This is a genomic window from Streptomyces sp. NPDC093544 (genome assembly GCF_040683495.1).
Lineage (GTDB): Bacteria > Actinomycetota > Actinomycetes > Streptomycetales > Streptomycetaceae > Streptomyces.
The window spans coordinates 1-20128 of the sequence record NZ_JBFBEA010000001.1 but is presented as its reverse complement, the minus strand read 5'-3'; the positions used below and the strand labels follow the sequence as shown (position 1 = coordinate 20128).

Annotated in this window: 13 protein-coding genes and 1 pseudogene; 3 read left to right on the top strand and 11 right to left on the bottom strand. The window is 68.8% G+C overall.

Annotated features, from left to right (window positions below):
- Positions 1–410: 410 nt before the first annotated feature.
- The 3 genes from AB0N66_RS00070 to AB0N66_RS00060 all read right to left on the bottom strand — a co-directional run bounded on the left by AB0N66_RS00070 (position 411) and on the right by AB0N66_RS00060 (position 2727).
- Entirely contained in the window at positions 411–1343 is a 933-nt protein-coding gene (locus tag AB0N66_RS00070; RefSeq protein ID WP_365426087.1) for an ADP-ribosylglycohydrolase family protein, read from the bottom strand.
- A 12-nt stretch (positions 1344–1355) separates the two neighbouring features.
- Positions 1356–2015: a histidine phosphatase family protein gene (locus tag AB0N66_RS00065; protein WP_365426084.1), complete on the bottom strand. Its 660-nt coding sequence runs from the start codon at positions 2013–2015 to the stop codon at positions 1356–1358.
- 106 nt (positions 2016–2121) lie between these two features.
- Positions 2122–2727, bottom strand: coding sequence for a YdbC family protein (locus AB0N66_RS00060; RefSeq protein ID WP_365426081.1), 606 nt, complete (start codon positions 2725–2727; stop codon positions 2122–2124).
- A 155-nt stretch (positions 2728–2882) separates the two neighbouring features.
- Between AB0N66_RS00060 and AB0N66_RS00055 the strand changes: the two genes are divergently transcribed.
- On the top strand, positions 2883–3416 hold the full coding sequence (locus tag AB0N66_RS00055) for a TerD family protein (protein WP_365426078.1): 534 nt from the start codon (positions 2883–2885) through the stop codon (positions 3414–3416).
- A gap of 77 nt (positions 3417–3493) precedes the next feature.
- Here AB0N66_RS00055 and AB0N66_RS00050 read toward each other — a convergent pair whose 3' ends face one another.
- Both AB0N66_RS00050 and nrdR read right to left on the bottom strand, forming a co-directional pair.
- Positions 3494–6394, bottom strand: a complete 2901-nt coding sequence (locus tag AB0N66_RS00050) for a vitamin B12-dependent ribonucleotide reductase (RefSeq protein WP_365426075.1) — start codon at positions 6392–6394, stop codon at positions 3494–3496.
- A gap of 151 nt (positions 6395–6545) precedes the next feature.
- Positions 6546–7109: a transcriptional regulator NrdR gene (gene nrdR / locus AB0N66_RS00045; protein ID WP_365426072.1), complete on the bottom strand. Its 564-nt coding sequence runs from the start codon at positions 7107–7109 to the stop codon at positions 6546–6548.
- Positions 7110–7626: 517 nt separating this feature from the next.
- On the opposite strand from nrdR, the gene lexA reads away from it, so the two are divergent.
- Positions 7627–8403 carry a transcriptional repressor LexA gene (lexA, locus tag AB0N66_RS00040; protein ID WP_365426069.1) on the top strand — a complete coding sequence of 259 codons (777 nt, stop codon included), beginning with the start codon at positions 7627–7629 and terminating at the stop codon, positions 8401–8403.
- A 637-nt stretch (positions 8404–9040) separates the two neighbouring features.
- On the opposite strand, the gene AB0N66_RS00035 is transcribed toward lexA, so the two are convergent.
- The 5 genes from AB0N66_RS00035 to AB0N66_RS00015 form a co-directional block, all read right to left on the bottom strand.
- Positions 9041–11017, bottom strand: coding sequence for an ATP-dependent DNA helicase (locus AB0N66_RS00035; RefSeq protein ID WP_365426066.1), 1977 nt, complete (start codon positions 11015–11017; stop codon positions 9041–9043).
- Positions 11018–11105: 88 nt separating this feature from the next.
- Positions 11106–13037 carry an IucA/IucC family siderophore biosynthesis protein gene (locus AB0N66_RS00030; protein WP_365426063.1) on the bottom strand — a complete coding sequence of 644 codons (1932 nt, stop codon included), beginning with the start codon at positions 13035–13037 and terminating at the stop codon, positions 11106–11108.
- A gap of 57 nt (positions 13038–13094) precedes the next feature.
- Positions 13095–13946 (bottom strand): GNAT family N-acetyltransferase, encoded by an 852-nt coding sequence (locus tag AB0N66_RS00025; RefSeq protein ID WP_365426060.1) that lies wholly within the window; start codon positions 13944–13946, stop codon positions 13095–13097.
- Positions 13947–13984: 38 nt separating this feature from the next.
- Positions 13985–16045 (bottom strand): IucA/IucC family protein, encoded by a 2061-nt coding sequence (locus AB0N66_RS00020; RefSeq protein WP_365426057.1) that lies wholly within the window; start codon positions 16043–16045, stop codon positions 13985–13987.
- Positions 16046–16663: 618 nt separating this feature from the next.
- A complete protein-coding gene (locus tag AB0N66_RS00015; RefSeq protein WP_365427243.1) occupies positions 16664–18160 on the bottom strand; it encodes a diaminobutyrate--2-oxoglutarate transaminase family protein in 1497 nt (498 codons plus the stop codon).
- Positions 18161–18620: 460 nt separating this feature from the next.
- Here AB0N66_RS00015 and AB0N66_RS00010 point away from each other — a divergent pair, with 460 nt between their 5' ends.
- Positions 18621–19850: a hypothetical protein gene (locus tag AB0N66_RS00010; RefSeq protein ID WP_365426054.1), complete on the top strand. Its 1230-nt coding sequence runs from the start codon at positions 18621–18623 to the stop codon at positions 19848–19850.
- Positions 19851–19934: 84 nt separating this feature from the next.
- Here the strand turns inward: AB0N66_RS00010 and AB0N66_RS00005 are convergent.
- Positions 19935–20128: pseudogene (locus tag AB0N66_RS00005) on the bottom strand (IS30 family transposase); the annotation flags it as partial.

The window sequence follows — 20128 nt, the reverse complement described above, 5'->3', positions numbered from 1 at the left end:
CCCGGCCGTGCGGTCTCCTGCTCTCTCGCCTCTGACCTGGACGGTATGTCGGACACGGAACCCCCTCCCTGCCGGCCCTGACGCAGCCCGCGACACGCCGTTTCGGCGGAAGGCTGGTGACCGGAGTCTTGTCGGCGCGCACCCGGCATGATCAACAGGCGGCGTGGCGGAAAGGGTATCCACGGGTCCCCCGCTCCAGGCCGTGGCAGTGGCGCTGTAGCAAGCCTGTGACAGAGGCGGCGGTTGGGGCTGCGGCCGTCGGTGTGGCGCAACGCGCCCCTGACGGGACCGGCACAGTCCCGGAGCTCACCGGAGGCGAGATCGCCTTCCAGAGGCTCGCGCAGTGGGCCGTAGAGGCCCAAAGCCAGCAAGGCTCGCTCCCCGCGGCACGCCCATCAGCGTGCTGGACCCTACGCCCCGCGCGTGGTCCGCCGGCCGTACGCCGCCTCAGGCATCCAGTCCGGAAACCCTTCCGTCCGCTCCAGCCACGGCTCCGGCGGCGCACCCGCTTTCCCGGAGGCGACGACGCCGCCCACGATGGCGCAGGTCGTGTCCACGTCGCCGCCCACCTGGGCGGTCGCCCAGAAGGCTTCTTCGTAGTCACCGAGGGTCCTGGCCGCTGACCAGAGAGCGAAGGGAACCGTGTCGTGGGCCGTAGTACGCCGACCGCAGCCGAGGACGGCGGCGACGGTGGCACTGTCGGCGTAGTCGAGCATGTCCCGGGCACGTCGCAGCCCGACGCCGACGGCGCTGCGCGGGACGAGCGCGATGACGCCGTCGAGCAGGGCTTCGGCGCTCGGCGGGCCGGCCGGATCGGCGGCCAGCGCCGCGGCCGCTGCAACGGCCATGGCGCCCACCACTCCCTCCCGGTGCTGGTGTGTGGGGTACGCGGAGATCTCGGCCTGGTGCATGGCCTGCTCCGGATCGTCCGCGTACCAGGCCCCCAGAGGGGCGATTCGCATCGCGGCGCCGTTGCCCCACGAACCCTGTCCGTTGAAGAGGGCGGCCGACAGCTCGCGCCAGTCGCCACCCTCCCTGACCAGTCTCAGCAGCCGGTTGACCGCGGGCCCGTAGCCCCGGTCGAAGTCATGGTGCTCGGCGAAGGACCGGGCCAGCTCGTCCTGGTCGATGCGGTCATGGGTAGCCAGAACGGCCACTACGGAGCAGGCCATTTCGGTGTCGTCGGTCCATTGCCAGGGCCGGGGCGGCAGCTCGCGGCGCTTCAGCAGCGGGTAGTTCGCGGGCACGAAGAACTGTGAGCCCAGCGCGTCCCCCACCGCGAGTCCGCGTAGGCTGGCCATGGCGCGGTCCAGGCGTCCTGAGGAAGAGTAGTCAGCGGTCATCGCCCTGCCACTCTATCCGGTGATTCCGTACGGTTCCGGATCGCGCCAACGTTCGAAAGGCCGGTCAATCGTGTACCTGCCGTCCTCGCCGAGGACGAGCATCCGCGTCTCCCCGTTCCCCGGATTCGACAGCGATTCGAAGTCCGCGACCGTCCAGTGGAACCAGCGCATGCAGAACAGCCGCATGGCGAGGCCGTGTGTCACCAGAAGCACGTTCGGCGGGTGGTCGGGCGCCTCGAAGCTGCGGTACAGGCTCTCCAGGAAGCCGCCGACCCGGTCGTACACATCGGCGCCGGACTCACCCTGCGCGAAGCGGTAGAAGAAGTGCCCGTACGCGTCCCGGTACGCCTTCTGAAGGCGTACGTCGTCGCGGTCCTGCCAGTTGCCCCAGTCCTGCTCGCGCAGCCGCGACTCCTCGCGCACCCGTACGAGCTCCGGATCGAGGTGAAAGGCGCGGAACGTCTCGTGGGTACGGCGGTACGGGGAGACGTAAACGCTTACGCTCTCGCGCCCGAACACCTCCCGCAGCCGTTTCCCGGTCTCCTCCGCCTGCCGCCAGCCCCGCTCGGTGAGCCCCAGGGCATGGTCGGGCTCGCGTTCATACACGGTGTCATCGGCGTTGCCCGTTGACTCGCCGTGCCGGACAAGAACGATGCGCCGTGGTCGAACCATGCCAAGACCCTAAATGGGATGACCCCCGATCGAGCACTCGTACGGGCTCCATACGGCGTAGGTCACACAAGACCGGCACACATCGGGGCGCGCGGCAGGTGGCTCGTCAGACCGTCCAGCCGGGCTCCAGCTCCACGATGTCGCCCGCGAGGGCGGCCACGTCGGCCTCGGTCTGCGCGCGCAACGCGAGCCGTTCCACACGCTCGGAGCGGTACTTTCCGTGCTCGGCGGCCGACTGCCACATGGAGAGGATCAGGAACTCATGTCCTGGCGCCTCGCCGAACAGGCCGCGCACCATGCCGGGCGAGCCCGCCATCGCGGGGTTCCAGACCTTCTCCTGCATCAGCGCGAAATGCTCGGCCCGTTCCTGGTGGATACGGCAGTGGGCCACCCGCACCACGTCCGTGTCCGTGAAGCGCGGCTCGAAGCCCGTCTTCACATCGAAACGGTGATCGAACAACTTGACCTGGGAATCCTTGAAAGTGCCCGACTGCGTCGCGGCGAGCCTGTCGTGGGAGCGGGCCATGAAGGAGTCGTAGAAGGCACGGCTCTCCCAGAAGGTGAAAATGTGCGCGACGCCGGACCGCTCCCGGCTCCATCCCCCGCCCTGTCCCCGGAAACCTGGCTCGCCCAGAAGCCCCGCCCACTTTCGCTGCCCCCGCTCGAAACCGCGGCGGTCGACCACGGTGCAGCGAATCCACTTGACCAGCACCGCGCCATCGTAAGGCCACGGAACGTGGCGCCGGTCACGCTCCGGCGCAGGACATCCGCGCGAGCGCCCCGGCGCGCGTGGCACGATGGGCAACCAACCCTGATTTCACAGCAGTTGAGTCGGGAAGCAGATGGGGAACGGGGAGGAGAGATCTGTTGAACGGTCTCAACAAAGGCATCCGCAAGGTCGAGCTCTCGGTGAAGTGGGATCCGAGTCCCGTTGGTGAGCCCTCGACCGATCTCGACATCATCGCGGCGACGTATCCGGCGACCGACCCGTTCGGAAAACCCACCTATGTAGTGCACTTCGACAGCCGCTCCCCGGACGGCACCATCTATTTGAACCGGGACAGCAAGGACGGCAAGGGCTTCGGCTGGGACGAGGTCATGACGCTGGAACTGAACCGCCTGGACAGGCGCTTCGCCCGCGTGGTGGTCGGCGTGCTCATCCAACAGCGCGGCGGCCACAAGACGTTCGTCGGCGTGGCGAACCCCGCCCTGCGCATGCGCGAGGGCTACACCGTCCTGGCCGAGGACCAATTCGGCGATGTCCTGGGGTCCACGGCGGCGACCGTCGGGGAGTTCGTGCGCGACGACTCCGAAGAGTGGACTTTCCACCCCGGCATCCGCGGATACGACACGGACCCGGCGACCTTCGCCAGAGTCATGGGCAGCCCTGAGGAATCCTGAGCACTGAAGGTCTGAAGCACGCGAAGGGCGGCACGGCCACAAGCCGTACCGCCCTTCGCGTCATTCAGCGTTTGAGATCAGCTGCAACCGCTGGTCGAGCCGCAGCCCTCGCAGATGTAGCAGGAGCCGGCCCGCTGCATCTTCGTGCCGCAGGAGAAGCACAGGGGGGCGTCCGCCTGGATACCGAGTTGCATCTCCACCAGTTCGGCACTGGTGTGGATCTCCTGCGGGGCGGGCTTGACCGCCTCGACCGCGACCTCCGCCTTGGGGGCGGCGACGGCCTTCAGTTCCTGCGCGCGGGGCGCGGACTGGGCAAGGCCCTCGACATCCACGTCGTCGTCGGACGGCTCGTACGACCCGGTCTCCAGGTGACGCTGCCGCTCGTCGATGGAGTGGATACCGAGCGCGGAGCGCGTCTCGAAGGGCAGGAAGTCCAGCGCCAGGCGGCGGAAGATGTAGTCGACGATCGACTGCGCCATCCGCACGTCCGGGTCGTCCGTCATACCGGCCGGCTCGAAGCGCATGTTCGTGAACTTGGAGACGTACGTCTCCAGGGGCACGCCGTACTGCAGGCCCACCGAGACGGCGATGGAGAAGGCGTCCATCATGCCGGCGAGGGTGGACCCCTGCTTCGACATCTTCAGGAAGACCTCGCCGAGACCGTCGTCCGGGTAGGAGTTGGCGGTCATGTAGCCCTCGGCGCCGCCCACCGTGAAGGAGGTGGTGATGCCGGGACGGCCCTTGGGGAGACGCTTGCGGACCGGGCGGTACTCGACGACCTTCTCGACCGCGGTACGGATGGTCTCCTCGGCCTTGGCGGTGACCTCGACCTTCGCCTTGTCCTTGGTCTTGGCGGAGAGGGGCTGGCCGACCTTGCAGTTGTCCCGGTAGATCGCGAGCGCCTTGACGCCCATCTTCCAGGCCTCGAAGTAGACCTCTTCGACGTCCTCGACGGTCGCCGTCTCCGGCAGGTTGACCGTCTTGGAGAGCGCGCCGGAGATCCACGGCTGGATCGCGGCCATCATGCGGACGTGGCCCATCGCGGAGATGGAGCGCTCGCCCATGGCGCAGTCGAACACCTCGTAGTGCTCGTGCTTGAGGCTCGGGGCGTCGATCACATTGCCGTTCTCGGCGATGTGGGCGACGATCGCCTCGATCTGCTCCTCCTGGTAGCCCAGGCGGCGCAGGGCCTGCGGAACGGTGCCGTTGACGATCTGCATCGAGCCGCCGCCGACCAGCTTCTTGAACTTGACCAGCGCGAGGTCGGGCTCAAGACCGGTGGTGTCACAGGACATCGCGAGACCGATGGTGCCGGTCGGGGCGATGACCGAGGCCTGCGCGTTGCGGAAGCCGTTCTTCTCACCGAGGTGGAGGACGTCCTGCCAGGCCTCCGTGGCGGCGGCCCAGATCGGACTGTCCAGGTCGTCCACGCGGGGGGCCACGGCGTTGGCGTCGGAGTGCTGCTTCATGACGCGCTGGTGCGGCTGGGCGTTGCGGGCGTAACCGTCGTACGGGCCGACGACCGCGGCGAGTTCGGCGGAACGCTTGTACGACGTGCTCGTCATCAGCGAGGTGATGGAGCCGGCGAGGGAACGGCCGCCGTCTGAGTCGTACGCGTGACCGGTCGCCATCAGGAGGGCGCCCAGGTTGGCGTAACCGATGCCCAGTTGACGGAAGGCGCGGGTGTTCTCGCCGATCTTCTGGGTCGGGAAGTCCGCGAAGCAGATGGAGATGTCCATCGCGGTGATGACCAGCTCGACGACCTTCGAGAAGCGCTCGACGTCGAAGGACTGGTGTCCCTTGCTGTCGTCCTTCAGGAACTTCATCAGGTTCAGCGAGGCGAGGTTGCAGGACGTGTTGTCCAGGTGCATGTACTCGCTGCACGGGTTCGAGCCGTTGATCCGGCCGGACTCCGGGCACGTGTGCCAGGCGTTGATGGTGTCGTCGTACTGGATACCGGGGTCCGCACACGCCCACGCAGCCTCGGCCATCTTGCGGAAGAGCGACTTGGCGTCGACCTCCTCGATGACCTCGCCGGTCATGCGGGACGTCAGGCCGAACTTGCCGCCCGCCTCGACCGCCTTCATGAACGTGTCGTTCACACGGACCGAGTTGTTGGCGTTCTGGTACTGGACGGACGTGATGTCGTCGCCGCCCAGGTCCATGTCGAAGCCCGCGTCACGCAGGGCGCGGATCTTCTCCTCTTCCTTCACCTTGGTCTCGATGAAACCTTCGATGTCGGGGTGGTCGACGTCGAGGATGACCATCTTGGCCGCGCGGCGCGTGGCGCCACCCGACTTGATCGTTCCTGCGGAGGCGTCGGCACCGCGCATGAAGGAGACGGGACCCGAGGCGTTGCCGCCCGAGGAGAGCAGCTCCTTGGAGGAGCGGATGCGGGAGAGGTTCAGGCCGGCGCCGGAACCGCCCTTGAAGATCATGCCCTCTTCCTTGTACCAGTCGAGGATCGACTCCATGGAGTCGTCGACGGACAGGATGAAGCAGGCGGAGACCTGCTGGGGCTGCGGCGTGCCGACGTTGAACCACACCGGGGAGTTGAAGCTGAAGATCTGGTGCAGGAGGGCGTACGCCAGCTCGTGCTCGAAGATCTCGGCGTCGGCGGGCGAGGTGAAGTACTTGTAGTCCTCACCGGCCTTCCGGTACGTCTTCACAATGCGGTCGATGAGCTGCTTGAGGCTCACCTCGCGCTGCGGAGTGCCGACAGCACCGCGGAAGTACTTGCTGGTGACGATGTTGACCGCGTTCACCGACCACGAGTCGGGGAACTCGACGCCACGCTGATCGAAATTGACCGATCCGTCGCGCCAGTTGGTCAGGACGACGTCACGGCGTGCCCATTCCACCTCGTCGTACGGATGCACGCCGGGAGTGGTGTGGATGCGCTCGATGCGCAGTCCCTTGGTGGCCTTGGTTCCCTTGGTGCGGGAACCTCGTGCCGGACCGCTCGCCGTCTCTGTCATGCCGCCTCCCTGTATCGGGCTAAAACGCCCAGAAGTGCCTCGTTGTTCCCGTGGCACGGTGTGTGTCTGAATGCTGCGCGCGCCGCAAACGCGGCCGCCCGCAACAGGTCTGTGGTCGCCGTCGGCGAGCCGACCGGAGTCGGCCTTCCCGTCAGTCGGCGGCGCTGGCGGGCACGGGGACCTGGACGGTCTCTCCGGACCCGCGGTCGCTTTCCGGGCGCTCCGCGGAGGCGTCTTCGTCGTCCGCCTCGTCCACAGCGGGACGCTGACTGGTCTCTTCCCTGAGTTCCACGATGGCGGCCTCGAAGTCCTCGAGCGAGTCGAACGCCCGGTAGACGGACGCGAATCGCAGATAGGCGACGAGGTCGAGTTCCTGCAAGGGGCCGAGTATGGCCAGTCCCACGTCATGGGTGGTCAGTTCGGCGCTTCCGGTGGCCCGCACCGCTTCCTCGACCCGCTGGCCGAGCTGGGCGAGTGCGTCTTCGGTGACAGGCCGCCCTTGGCACGCCTTGCGGACGCCATTGATGACCTTGGTACGGCTGAAGGGTTCGGTCACGCCGGAGCGCTTGACCATCATCAGCGAGCACGTCTCCACGGTCGTGAAACGACGGGAGCAGTCGGGGCACTGGCGGCGCCTGCGGATCGACGTGCCGTCATCGGTCGTACGACTGTCGACGACGCGGCTGTCAGGGTGCCTGCAGAAGGGACAGTGCATGGCTCCAACCCTCCTTCACAGCACGACTCATAGAGCTCGGGAGACCCCTTGGGCCCCTCGAAGCAGTGCCCAGCATAGGCGATGGCCGAGGGGTCTGAGACCCGGGGGACCACAACTTCTGGGCTGCTGCCGCAATCCAACCACTACATGTGGGGCTTGGCCCGTAAATTCACCGATGACGCGCGTGTCGCACACGTATTGGCATGTGCCGCACGGCCATACCGATTCCAGACACGCGGAGATAGCGTGGTCACCGCAGAAAAGGGGGGCGGTTCCCGGTCGACGGGATACCGAGTGGCAGACTGGGCGGCGGCCCAGATCGACCTGCTCGGTTGTCGCCCCGGCGGTGGAGGGTACAGCAATACGCCCTCTTGTCCGCCAGACGCAGCGTTAGCCATACACCCAGACGCATGATCAGGACAGGTACTCCACACTTTTTCACTCGAACGTGTGTTTGGCGCAACCTTTCGAAAGCAACTACCGTTGTCCAGCAGGGAGACCATCGAGAGGGGCCGACGTGACCACCACCGCAGACAGTGCCACCATCACTGCCCAGGACCGCTCCCAGGGCCGACTCGAGCCGGTGCAAGCGATGAACGAAGCTGCGAATCATGAGGGGCCCAAGCGTTCTCTGCCGGGCCGACCTCCAGGCATCCGGGCGGACAGCTCGGGCCTCACCGACCGGCAACGCCGAGTGATCGAGGTCATCAGGGACTCCGTGCAACGGCGCGGCTACCCACCGTCGATGCGCGAGATCGGACAGGCCGTCGGCCTGTCCAGCACCTCCTCGGTCGCGCATCAACTGATGGCACTGGAACGCAAGGGCTTCCTGCGCCGCGACCCGCACCGCCCTCGCGCCTACGAGGTCCGGGGCTCCGACCAGTCCTCGGCGCAGCCCACGGACACCGCGGGCAAGCCGGCAGCGTCGTACGTCCCACTCGTGGGCCGTATCGCCGCCGGTGGCCCGATCCTGGCCGAGGAATCGGTGGAGGACGTGTTCCCCCTCCCCCGTCAGCTGGTTGGAGACGGCGAGCTGTTCGTCCTCAAGGTCGTCGGTGACTCGATGATCGAGGCCGCCATCTGCGACGGAGACTGGGTCACGGTCCGCCGCCAGCCGGTCGCGGAGAACGGCGACATCGTGGCCGCCATGCTCGAAGGCGAGGCCACGGTGAAGCGCTTCAAGCGCGAGGACGGGCATGTGTGGCTCCTGCCGCACAACTCCGCGTACCAGCCGATTCCGGGCGACGAGGCGACCATCCTCGGCAAGGTCGTGGCAGTACTGCGGCGGATCTAACGCCCTGTGACAGGCGGGATACTCCGCCCCGCCCCTGACCGGGCCCCGGAACCAACGGCGCCGGTTCCGGGGCCCTGTGCGTTTTCTGTCCGGGGGCCTTGGGGGTGCCTGGCCTGGCCGGGGCCATGCAGGCCTGCCCTTGTCGAGTGTCTTGGGCTGTGCCCGTCCTACCGAGGGCCCCCGAGTATCGAGTATCTGCCTTCGGCGGGCGTCTTGGGCTGTGCTCGACCTGGCCGAGAGCCCGGGATTGCCTGCCTTCGGTGGGGCCTTGGGCTGTGCCCGTCCTGGCCGAGGTCCTGGAGTGTCTGCCCTCGTCGGGCGCCCTGGCCGGGGCCGCTTGGGCTGTGCCCATCCCGGCCAGGGCTCGGACCCGTTGAGTGCTTCCTGGGCAGCACCGTGGGGTACGGCGTCCGGTGCTCAGCGGCGTCACCAAGCTGGTGTGGTTCGAACCCCGCTCCGGAGTGTCACGGCTGCCGGCCGGGCCAAGGCTCGCCGGGTTACTCGACATACAGCGTCTGTGTTCGCAGAGCAGACCAGGCACGTTGCCTGGGCGCAGCCGCGCGCCCGGTCAATCCCGGCTTCGGCTCGGGGCAGCGACTCGGGCCACCACCGCCACGCCCCGCCCCCGACGCAGGTGCTACGCCTCCTCCGACTTCCGCGCGGCCTCGTCGATCGCCGCCAACGACCTCCGTACCTGATTCTGATCCGTTGTGAACCAGAAGTCGGGCAGTGACGCCTTCAGATAGCTGCCGTAGCGCGCCGTGGCCAGGCGCTGGTCGAGGACCGCGACGACGCCACGGTCCCCCGACGCTCGTACGAGGCGGCCGGCGCCCTGGGCCATCAGCAGGGCCGCGTGGGTGGCGGCGACGGCCATGAAACCGTTGCCTCCCTTGTCCTCGACGGCCTTTTGTCGGGCGCTCATCAGGGGGTCGTCAGGGCGGGGGAAAGGGATCTTGTCCATGACGACAAGCTGGCAGCTCGGACCGGGAACGTCCACGCCCTGCCAGAGGGAGAGGGTGCCGAAGAGGCAGGTCTTCGGATCGGCCGCGAAGTTCTTGATCAGCTCGCCGAGCGTCTCCTCGCCCTGGAGCAGGATGGGGTACTCGGGGACGCGCGAGCGCAGTTCCTCGGCGGCGAGTTGGGCCGCCCGCATCGAGGAGAACAGCCCGAGCGTGCGACCGCCGGCGGCCTGGATCAGCTCGGTGAGTTCGTTCAGCATGTCCCCGCGATCGCCGTCACGCGCGGGGCGGGACAGATGCTTGGCAACGTAGAGAATGCCCTGTCGGGGGTAGTCGAAGGGCGAACCGACGTCCACGCCCTTCCACTGCGGGAGATCGTCGCCCTCCATGCCCTCCGGGGCCAGCCCCAGCGACGCTCCCACTCCGTTGAAGTCACCGCCGAGCTTCAGCGTCGCGGAGGTCAGGACGACGGAACGGTCCGTGAAGAGCTTCTCCCTGAGGAGCCCGGAGACGTTCATGGGAGCCACGCGCAGTGACGCGCCGAAGCGGTCGTGGCGCTCGTACCAGACGACGTCCCACTCTGAGCCGTTGGTGATGCGCTCCGCCACATCGTGCACGGTCTCCAGCGAGGCGAGGGCCTGCTTGCGTACCGCGTCCTCGTCCTTGACGGACTTGTCGCGCGTGGAGCCGAGCGCCGAGATCACCGTACGGGCGGCGTCCCGCAGTGCCATCAGGGCGTACCCGAGATCCTCCGGGATCTCCTCCAGGCGCCCGGGCAGGGCCAGCTCCATGAGCCGCTCGAAGCCCTCGGCGGCGGTCTGGAGCTGGTCGGCCACCTTCTCGTTGACCAGCTTCGCCGCACGGCGCACGGCACGGTTGACCTGGCCGGGCGTGAGCTCGCCGGTCGCGACGCCGGTGACTCTGGAGACCAGCTCGTGGGCCTCGTCGACGATCAGCACCTCGTGCATCGGGAGAACCGGCGCGCCCTCGATGGCGTCGATCGCGAGCAGCGCGTGGTTGGTGACGATGACCTCGGCCAGTTTGGCGCGCTCGCGGGCCGCCTCGGCGAAGCACTCCGCTCCGTAGGCACACTTGCTGGCGCCCAGGCACTCCCGGGACGACACGGACACCTGGGCCCAGGCACGGTCGGATACGCCCGGCGTCAGGTTGTCCCGGTCCCCGGTCTCCGTCTCGTCCGACCAGTCCCGTAGCCGCACGAGGTCCTGGCCGAGTTTGCTGGTGGGAGCGGCGGCCTCGAACTGGTCGAAGAGGCCCCCCTCCTCTTCCTGCGGCATGCCCTCGCGCAGGCGATGCAGACACAGATAGTTCGACCGGCCCTTGAGCATCGCGAACTCGGGGCGGCGGCGCAGCAGCGGATGCAGCGCGTCCACGGTCCGTGGAAGGTCCCGCTCCACAAGCTGCCGCTGGAGCGCCAGGGTGGCGGTCGCCACGACCACCCGCTCCCCGTGCGCGAGCGCGGGTACCAGGTAGCCGAGCGACTTTCCGGTGCCGGTGCCTGCCTGGACCAGCAGGTGGGAGCTGTCATCGATGGCGCCTGCGACGGCTTCGGCCATGGTCACCTGGCCAGGGCGCTCCGTGCCGCCGACGGCAGTGACGGCGGCATGCAGGAGTTCGGGGAGTGAGGGCTGTGTCATAGCTCTGCCACCCTAAGGGGCGGCACTGACAACCGGGCGATCAAGGTGGGGACGACGGTCGCGATCAAGACGAGTCCCTGAGGCGTGATCATGACTGGTGGAGGGGGTTCGGGACGGTGCCGTGCACGGCGGCGTACGGTCGCTCGGAGCGGTCGCGATATCCGTCGAGATGCAGCCGGTTGCGGTTGAGACACAGGCGCTCGATACGTGGAGTGAGCAGGTCGAACATCTCGAAACGCTCCTTGAGTTCGGGGAAGCGCGTCTGGTGGCGGATGATCTCCGCTCGAACGAGGGACCAGAACTCCTCCTCCGTGACGCCGAGTTGTTCCTCGCAGAGCGGCGCGAGATAGCGGAACACCCCCACAAAGAGCCCGGAATGGATGAACTGGGTCAGGAAGGCGGGTGGCGCGGTGAGCAGCACATGTCTTACCTCGTCCGGCATGGACGCATGCTCGGGCAGCGGATCCGCGCTCACGTTGACGTCATCCACGAAGTCCTTCACCGCTAGTCGGACGGGTACGTCATGGTCGTCGAAGACAACGATCGCGTTCTCACCATGTGGGCTGAACACAGTGCCGTAGCGATAGAGAAAATGCAGCAGTGGCGGCAACAGGGCGGCGAACAGCCGCCGCAACCAGACTTTGGGGGCAAGGCCCGAACGGGCGACTAGCTGGGCCGTGAAGGAACGGCCCTCCGGGTCGGTGTACAGAAGCGCTGCCAGCGTGCGTGCGCGTTCCCCGGGAGCCAGGTGGCGGGAGATCGGCTCACGCCAGATCGCTCCGAGTAACTCCTTGTACTGATAGGGCACTTCAGGGAGGGCGTCGTACACAGGATGGCCGACGGTCACCGAGGCGACCTCGCCGAGCAGGATCACCCGGCAGGTGTCACGCAGGAACGGATCGGCGTCGCGCAGGGCGTGTATCCAGGAGGTGACGGCGGGAGCCGCGAGTGTCCGTTCCGTCGGAAGCCCGCGCCATACCAGAGTGTTGAGCACGGACAGCGGAAGCTTCACGGTGTGTCTGTCGGGGCGCGAGACGTTGAGGAACGTACGAATCGACTGCTGGGGCAGGCGCAGATCACCGTCCGAGTGCAAGGGCACGATCGCGCCCACGGCGACGGCCGAAGCGAAGAGCGGCAGCACGATGCCGTCCCACTGCCAGGGGTGCACGGGCAGGTAGAGGTACGAGTCCGGCGCGAGCCCACGCGCGCGGAGTACCCCTTCGAAGGATTCCCTGGTGGCGGGTGCGAGCTCGCGCGCGTAGAGCTGCTCGGCGGTGTCCAGGCCCGGGACACCCCGGTAGCTCGCGAGCGTGGTCCGCACCGCGATCCAGGGAAGGGCCGTCGCTCGGCGAGCCTCCGGCGCCCAGACCGCCGCGTCCCTCGCGGAGAAACCGAGGCGGCCCTTGTTGAGCACGATCCAGGGGTGGCCGGTCTGGTGGCCCTCCAGTTCCGCGTATCCCAGGTGGACCAGTTCGGCCGCCGTCAGGGCGTTGTGGTCGAGGCGCGCGTCCGCGGCGAGCGTGGTGCCCAGCTCACGAATGACGTGGCCGAGTGTCGCCCCGTCGAGCCCCAGTGTGCCGCGCGCCCGCGTGAGGAAACCGATCGGGTCGGTGAAGGGCCGCGGCTCTTCCCCTCCCTCCGTGAGGGTGAGTGAGGCGGGGTCGAGGCGCCAACTGTCGTACGCGGTACGGCGGGCGCGGAAGGAGAGGCTGCCGCCGGCGTCGAGGCGGAGGGTGTAGGGGGTGAAGGTGTACACGCTGTCCGGCTGGGGCTCGGGTGCCGGCTCGGGCTCGGGCTCGGGCTCGGATTCGGGATCCGGCTCGGGGTCCGGATCCGGTTCGAGGTCCGGCTCCGGCTCCGGCTCCGGCTCCGGCTGGATGATCGCCTCGTACGAGAACTCGCCGATCATCTTGGCGAGCAGGCGGCGGCCGGCCTGCTCCCACCGTTCTTTGCCCAGCTCAGGGGGGTCGTACAGAGCTGGCGGCTCGCCGGATGCCGGGGTGGCGGATGAATTCGGCACGGGGACTCCTCGACAGGGAACCGGATCGGGTCGAGCGGTGTACTACATGTGACGGCGCTACAACAGATCGCGCAGGGCCCGGTCTCGGACCATGAGGGCTGCCCGCTTGTCGGGCAGGTCGACCTCGGCCGAGAACCGGAAGCCGGCGCTCAGGAAGGCGGAGACGGAGGGGGTGTTGCGAAGGTCGGGTTCCGCGACAACGCGAGCGCACGAGGGGCGCTTGTCCAGTACGAGGTCGGCGACAGCTCGCAGCAGGGTGGAGCCGAGACCTCGCCCACGGTTGGCGACACCACCGATGAGGAGGTGGATTCCGGTGTCGTGAGGTCGGGCGGGGTAATGGCGCGCCAGGAGGTCTAGGTCCGCGCGGTAGATCTCCCAGTAGCTCATGGGGGTGCCGTCCAGCACGCCGAGGCAGGGAACACTTCGTCCATCCCCTTCCAGCTGACGACGTAGGTGCTCTTCGGCCACGGACTGGGCCCCCGCCAGCTCCCAGAACGCGGCGACGGCAGGGTCGTTCATCCAGCGGGTGACGAGCGGGAGATCACGCTCGACGCGTACGGGGACGAGGTGGAAGGCGCCCGCGGGAGTATCGGTCGGCCCCCAGCCACCGACGCGGTCGAGCAGGTCGTCACAGACGCGGTCGAATAGATCGTCACCGCCGGGGTCGAGCAGGTCGTCACCGGCCGGGGTGACGCCGACTTTCTCCGTCGTGCTTTTCCGCTCTCCCCTGGTGTCGCCATGTGCTCTGGCGTCCTCGGCGAAGAGTGCGATGAGCTCGTCAGGCAGACGCAGGTCCAGGGTGTCCTCGCAGTCCGTACTGGCGCCGGGGTTCGAACCGGGCTGCGTTTCGGCGCCGAGTTCGGTGACGGGGGCGGTACCGGCGTCGGCGCTCGCATCGGCAGGAGGCACGGCGACGCTCCTCTCAGGAGACGGGTGGGTCATGTTCCTCAGGAATGAAGGGGGTTGGTGATGGTGACGTAGACGGACTGGGTGTCGACGGGACCGACGAGTTCGTCGAGGCCGTGCAGCCGGGTGAGCAAGTTGGCCTTGCATTGCAGGACGCGTGAGTCGAGCAGATGGGCAGGCAGGGACGTACGCAGCCGGGCCGGGCCGGTGGCCACGTCGGCGAGGAAGCGACGGAACGCTGCGAGCAACAGCTCTTCGTCTGCCAGGTGCTGGGAGCCGAACGCGCCGACCAGGCCGAGCACGTTGTTGATCGCGAGGTAGTAGGCGAAGCGTTCGTCGGTGACCTCGTCGGAGACGAATGTGTCGCTGTGCTCGCCGATGCCGGGCAGCCGGGCGTCGAGTTCCGCGCGCCGCGATTCGCGGAAGTAGTAGCCCTGGTTGTCGCGGTAACGGCCGCCCGTGGGCCACCCCTCGGGGTCCAGCAGGAGCAGCGTGTTCTGCTGGTGCGCTTCCAGAGCGATCCCCGCCTCGCCGTCCAGCCAGAGCACGGGGCGTACGACCTGCTCCAGATAGCGCAGGAACCACTCGGTGGCGACAGCGCCGCGGGGGCGGCCGGTGCGGCCGGCGAGACGGGTGACGATCTCGGCGAGCCGGGACCACGCCGGGGGCCTGCCCTCAGCCTGGTCCCGTGTACCGGGTTGGGCATGGGGCCGGGGCGAGACCAGTCCCGCGATGCAGCCGATGTCGTCCGTCGGGCTGAACGGGTTGTGGCGGATCATCACGTCGAGTCCGGGCAAGGGGGTGCCGTCCAGGCCGTCGACGGCCAGCCAGGCGGGGTCACGGACGATGTCGAAGCCCGGGTGGACGGCCTGCAACTGCTTGAACAGGCCGCTGCGCAAGAGGCGGTGGACCTCCACGCCACGGTGGAGTTCCTTGCGGAGGTTCTCACGACGGGAGTTGGTGATGCGCAGGCCCAGCGACAGCTTCAGCATCGCGGGGGCACCGGAGCGGTAGAGGGTGCGGACCGAGGAGGTGGGGTGCCATGCGGAGCCATGAGGGCCGAGGTCCTGGAGCAGCCCCGCGTCCAGCAGGGCCGCGGTTTCGGGACGGTGGCGGACCTCGCCCATCTGCCAGGGATGCATGGGCAGGGCGGCGTACCCGTCGGGCAGGGACAGCCCTGCGCCGGCCAGCCGTGCCGTGAGCTGCTCCGCGGTGACGGGGCGGCCGCGTTCCGTCCACGCCGAGTCGGCCGCCAGCACCGAGGGGGCCACAGCCATCCAGTGCAGCGGGAAGGAGCCGCGCAGCTCCGGCGAGTACAGCCGGACTTGCGCCTCGGAGAGTCCTTCGCGGCTCTTCGGTGTGGGGTGCAGCGGGTGACCGAGTAGGAGCGCCTGCTCGGCGGTGAGGAAGAGGTCGGGCTCGTCGGCGGGGTGTTCCCTGCGGTCGCTGATGAACACGGCGGTACGCCGAACGGAATCGGCGACGCGGCCGACAAGGTCGGCTCCATCGCCGGCGGGGCTGTGTGAACCCTGCGGTTGGGGGCGGGGTGCTTTGTCGCCGCGGGTTGTTCTGCCGGGGGTGGCCGACGTGGGGTCGGTGCCGGGGGTGGCTGGCGCAGGGTCGGGGCCGGGGCTGGCCTGCGCTAGGTCGGGGCCGGCTGTCGTCGCGTCCGTGACCGCTTGCCGTGCGAGCAGCGCCGCGACTGTGACCGCGTCGGCGGGCGGTGCCTCATCGGGAGCATCGGCGAGGTAAGGGGGGCCGAGGCGGTGCCAACCGGTGGGCGACCAGTAGTGGACGGGGGTGAGCAGGGTTGTGGCGCTGGCGGGGAGCGGGATACGGAGGGTGCCGTCCTCGGGGGCGGGCAGGTTGTTCTCCCGTACCCAGCAGCGCAGCAAGTTTTCGACAGCCGCAGCCTGGGCCGCGGTCTGTGCGTCGGGGTGCTCCAACAGGTCGGCGGTGACGCCGCGCAGCCGCTCGGACTCCCTGGCCCCTTGCTTCTGGCGGGGGACCGATTCGGCCGCGGGGACGAGCGGGGTCTGCGTGCCCGGGGCCGCTCGCTCGTGGATGTGGGGACGACCGTCGGGTGCGGGGGTGGCGTTCAAGAGAGTTCCTTGTGGGGTCGTTCGAGCTCGTGCGGCGACGAACCGGGGCGGTACGGGCGTGCGTTGGGCCTTTGGCGTTCCTGGTTGATCCGGGTGGGGGAGAGGTGCCAGTGGGATTGGAGGTCCGGTCCGGGCCGGCTGGTGCGGGGTCGGTACGAGTGGCTGGCTTCCACCGGGCGAGGGGTGACCGGTGGTGCTCCAAGTGGAGAGCCACCACGGGCGGGAGCCGGGATGGGGCAGAAGCTGGACCACTGAGAGCCGGGACGAGTGAGAGCGGATGGGTGCGTCCCGCAGGGGTGAGGTGCTGCGGGGCCGGTGCCCCACGCCATACGAGAGACCCAAGCGCCGTACGCCGGGCGCCAGACCCGGGCGCCGTACGACCGACCCAAGCGCCGTAACGCCGTGCGCCAGACCGCAGCGCCGTGCGGCGCACTCCGGGCCCGCACGCCCTCGCGCTCCGACGCCGCGAGCCCTGTGAGGTCCCTCGGTGTCCCCGCCACCGCGTCGCCCACTCGCCTCCCCAACGAGCCGGACAACCCGAGCAACCCGAGCAACCCGGATAACCGGCGCCCGGGCGTCGCAACAACCGAGCAGCCCGAGCGCCCGGCCGCTGACGCCCTACCCGGTGTGTTCGGCACACCCGGAACGCCGACCTGGGTCGGCGGGCTCGAGCGGTTCGCCGCGATCTCGAAGCCGAGTCCCGGCAGAACACCCACCAGGGCTCCCGTCCTCGTCCGGCTCCCCACGTGCCCCGCCCCCACCACGCCCCAAATGCCCTCGCGCCACCGCACTCACCGCGTCCGCGAGCCGGTCGAGTACGGCGCTCGCCTGTTCATCGCTGATGGTCAGCGGAGGGAGGAGTCGGACCACGCCGGCGTGGCGGCCGCCCAGTTCCACGATCAAGCCTCGGCGGAGGCACTCCCGTTGGACGGCGGCGGCGAGTTCGGGGGCGGCGGGTCGGGAACCGCCGGCAGCGGGGTTCGGGGCCGCTTCGGGGTCCACCAGCTCGACGCCGATCATCAGTCCCCGACCGCGAACGTCTCCGATGCAGGAGAACTCGTCGGCCAGTCCACGGAGTTGGGCGAGCATGCGAGCGCCCAGAGTCCCGGCGCGTTCGGCTAGGTGGTTTTCACGGACGTACGCGAGGGTCGCCGTGCCCGCGGCCATGGCGAGTTGGTTGCCGCGGAATGTGCCCGCGTGGGCGCCGGGTTGCCAGACGTCGAGGTCGTCCCGGTAGACGACGACGGCCAACGGCAGGCTTCCACCGATGGCCTTGGACAGAACCATGACGTCCGGCGTGATCCCGCTGTGCTCGACCGCCCAGAAGGCCCCTGTCCTGCCGACGCCGGTCTGAACCTCGTCCACGATCAGCGGGATGGACCGTGACGCGGTGATCTCACGCATCCTGCGCACCCATGCGTCGGGCGCGGGAATCACCCCGCCCTCGCCCTGGACCGTTTCGAGGATCATCCCGGCGGGGTGCGGCACGCCCGACTTGGGGTCGTCGAGCACGGACTCGGTCCAGCGCGCCGCCAGTTCGGCGCCGCGATCGCCGCCGATGCCGAACGGGCAGCGGTAGTCCTGCGGATAGGGCAGGCGCGCGACGCGTACATCGGTCGCACCCCCGGATGCTTCGAGCGCCCCCGCGGTCATCCCGTGGTAGGCGCCGGTGAACGCGAGCATCCCGGTGCGCCCGGTCGCCGCGCGCACCAACTTGAACGCGGCCTCGACGGCGTCCGTCCCGGCGGGTCCGCAGAACTGCACCCGCGCGCGGGCGGCGAACTCGGGCGGCAGCGTGCGGAACAGCTCAGTGGTGAAGGCGTCCTTGACGGGTGTGGCGAGGTCCAGGACATGCAGCGGGGCTCCTGAGTCGAGGACCTTTCTGATCGCCTCCAGCACCACCGGATGGTTGTGTCCCAGGGCCAAGGCCCCCGCGCCGGACAGGCAGTCCAGGTAGCGGCGCCCGTCGGCGCCCTCGATCGTCAGGCCGCGCGCCCGCACGGGGACGATCGGCAGAGCACGTGCGTAGGTGCGCGCCGCCGACTCTCGCGCCGACTGGCGCCGCAGAATCCCCTCGTGCGCCGCGCGCGCCCCCTCGGCGGCGCCGGACACAATTTCTGGCGCCTCGCCGGAAGCGCGAGACACACCTTCACGCGGCTCCTCGGGCTCACGCCCCACCGGCACCACCGAAGACTCGGTCACGGCCACGACTTCAGCTCCTCCCGCTGTCCAGAGACGAGTTGGCAGGGGGTTCTGAACGCATGCGGCAGGCCCCCCGTACGTACCAACGACGCTGCCCGCGCGGGGAAGCGGGTGAGCCGAAGATCCTTGCCGTGACGGAACCGTTGCCGTTCCGTCGGATGTCCCCCACAGCAACCGCATAGTCTGTGATGTCGTTCGGTGACGCCGAACGACGCCGAAGCCGGTAGTCCGTACAGGCCACTGCCAGGCACCCGCACCAGCACCAGCCCCGTACTCGCACCACACCGCAGAACACGGCGCACACGCGCCCGCAAACGCACCCGCACCCGCACCCGCAGCACCCAGTTCTCATATCTCCAGGGGGAGTTACACCATGCGATCGATACGCCCGCCCTTCGCCGGTCGTCGAGGGAGGGGCACGCGCCGCAGCACCTCCCCCGTGCTGGCCGCCATCTGTCTCACCGCGACACTCGCGCTGACCGCCACCGCCTGCGGCTCGGGCGACGACACAGCCGGTGGCGAGGCCACCTCGTCCGCGGCCCAGAGCGGCGACGACAAGATCACGATTCCGGACGACATCAGGGACAGGCTCAAAGAGCACGGAATCGATGTCGACAAGTGGAAGGACGGCGCCTGGAAGAACTGGGACAAGGACGACTGGCTGCGCGAGGCCGAGGACTACATCAACCCGATCATCGAGGGCCTGTGGGACCCGGACCGGATGCGGGAGGCGGACGATCCGGATGAGAACAAGGGCGTTGACGAGAGCGACCTCTCCGGTGACCAGGGTGTCACCGACCCGACCCCGGTTCCCGTGACCGCGCAGACCGTACAGGCGCCGTACCACGACAACGCCGCCGAGGCGGGCAAGGTGTTCTTCGATTCTCCCGAGGGCACGATGGTCTGCTCGGCGACGGTGGTCGAGGACCCGGCCAACCCGGGCAAGTCCAACATGGTGTGGACCGCGGGCCACTGCGTGCACTCGGGCAAGACGGGCGGCTGGTACCGCAACATCGCCTTCGTTCCCTCGTACAACAACGACCGCGCCACGGCGGCCGAGTTGGCGACCGCCACGAAGGAGGAGGTCGCACCGTACGGCGTCTGGTGGAGCGACTGGGCGCAGACCTCGGACCAGTGGATCGAGCAGGGCGGCGCCACGGGCGGCCAGGGAGCCCCGTACGACTTCGCCGTGCTGCATGTGACGCCGGAAGAGGGCGGTAGCGGCAAGTCCCTTGAGGAGACCGTCGGTTCGGCGCTGCCGGTGAACTTCAGCGCTCCGGCCGTGCCGAAGGTGGCGAGCATCACGGCGACCGGTTATCCGGCGGCGGCGCCGTTCGACGGCGAGTCCATGCTCCAGTGCACGGACAAGCCGGGGCGGTTGTCGATCGTGAAGACCGACCCGACGATGTACCGCATCGGGTGCACCATGACGGGCGGTTCGTCCGGCGGCGGCTGGGTGGCCGCGGGGGCCGACGGCAAGCCCGCGCTGGTGTCCAACACGTCGATCGGCCCGGTCAGTTCGGGCTGGCTGGCGGGTCCGCACCTCGGCACGGTGGCCAAGGGCGTGTACGACCAGGTGAGCGACAAGTACGCCGGGCAGTGACACAACGGCCGTAGCAGCGAAGAGACACACGAACGAAGGCCCGCCCCTCCGAAGGCGAATTCCAGGGGTCGTCGCAACACGTGATCACTGACGTGTGGTGGCGAGCAGTTTAGACAGACGCTCGGCTGGGGTTTCCCAGCCGAGCGTTTTGCGTGGGCGGCTGTTGAGTTCGGCTGCGGCGGTGTCCAGGTCCTCGCGGCTGTAGCGGGACAGGTCAGTGCCCTTGGGGAAGTACTGCCGCAGCAGGCCGTTGGTGTTCTCGTTGGAGCCGCGCTGCC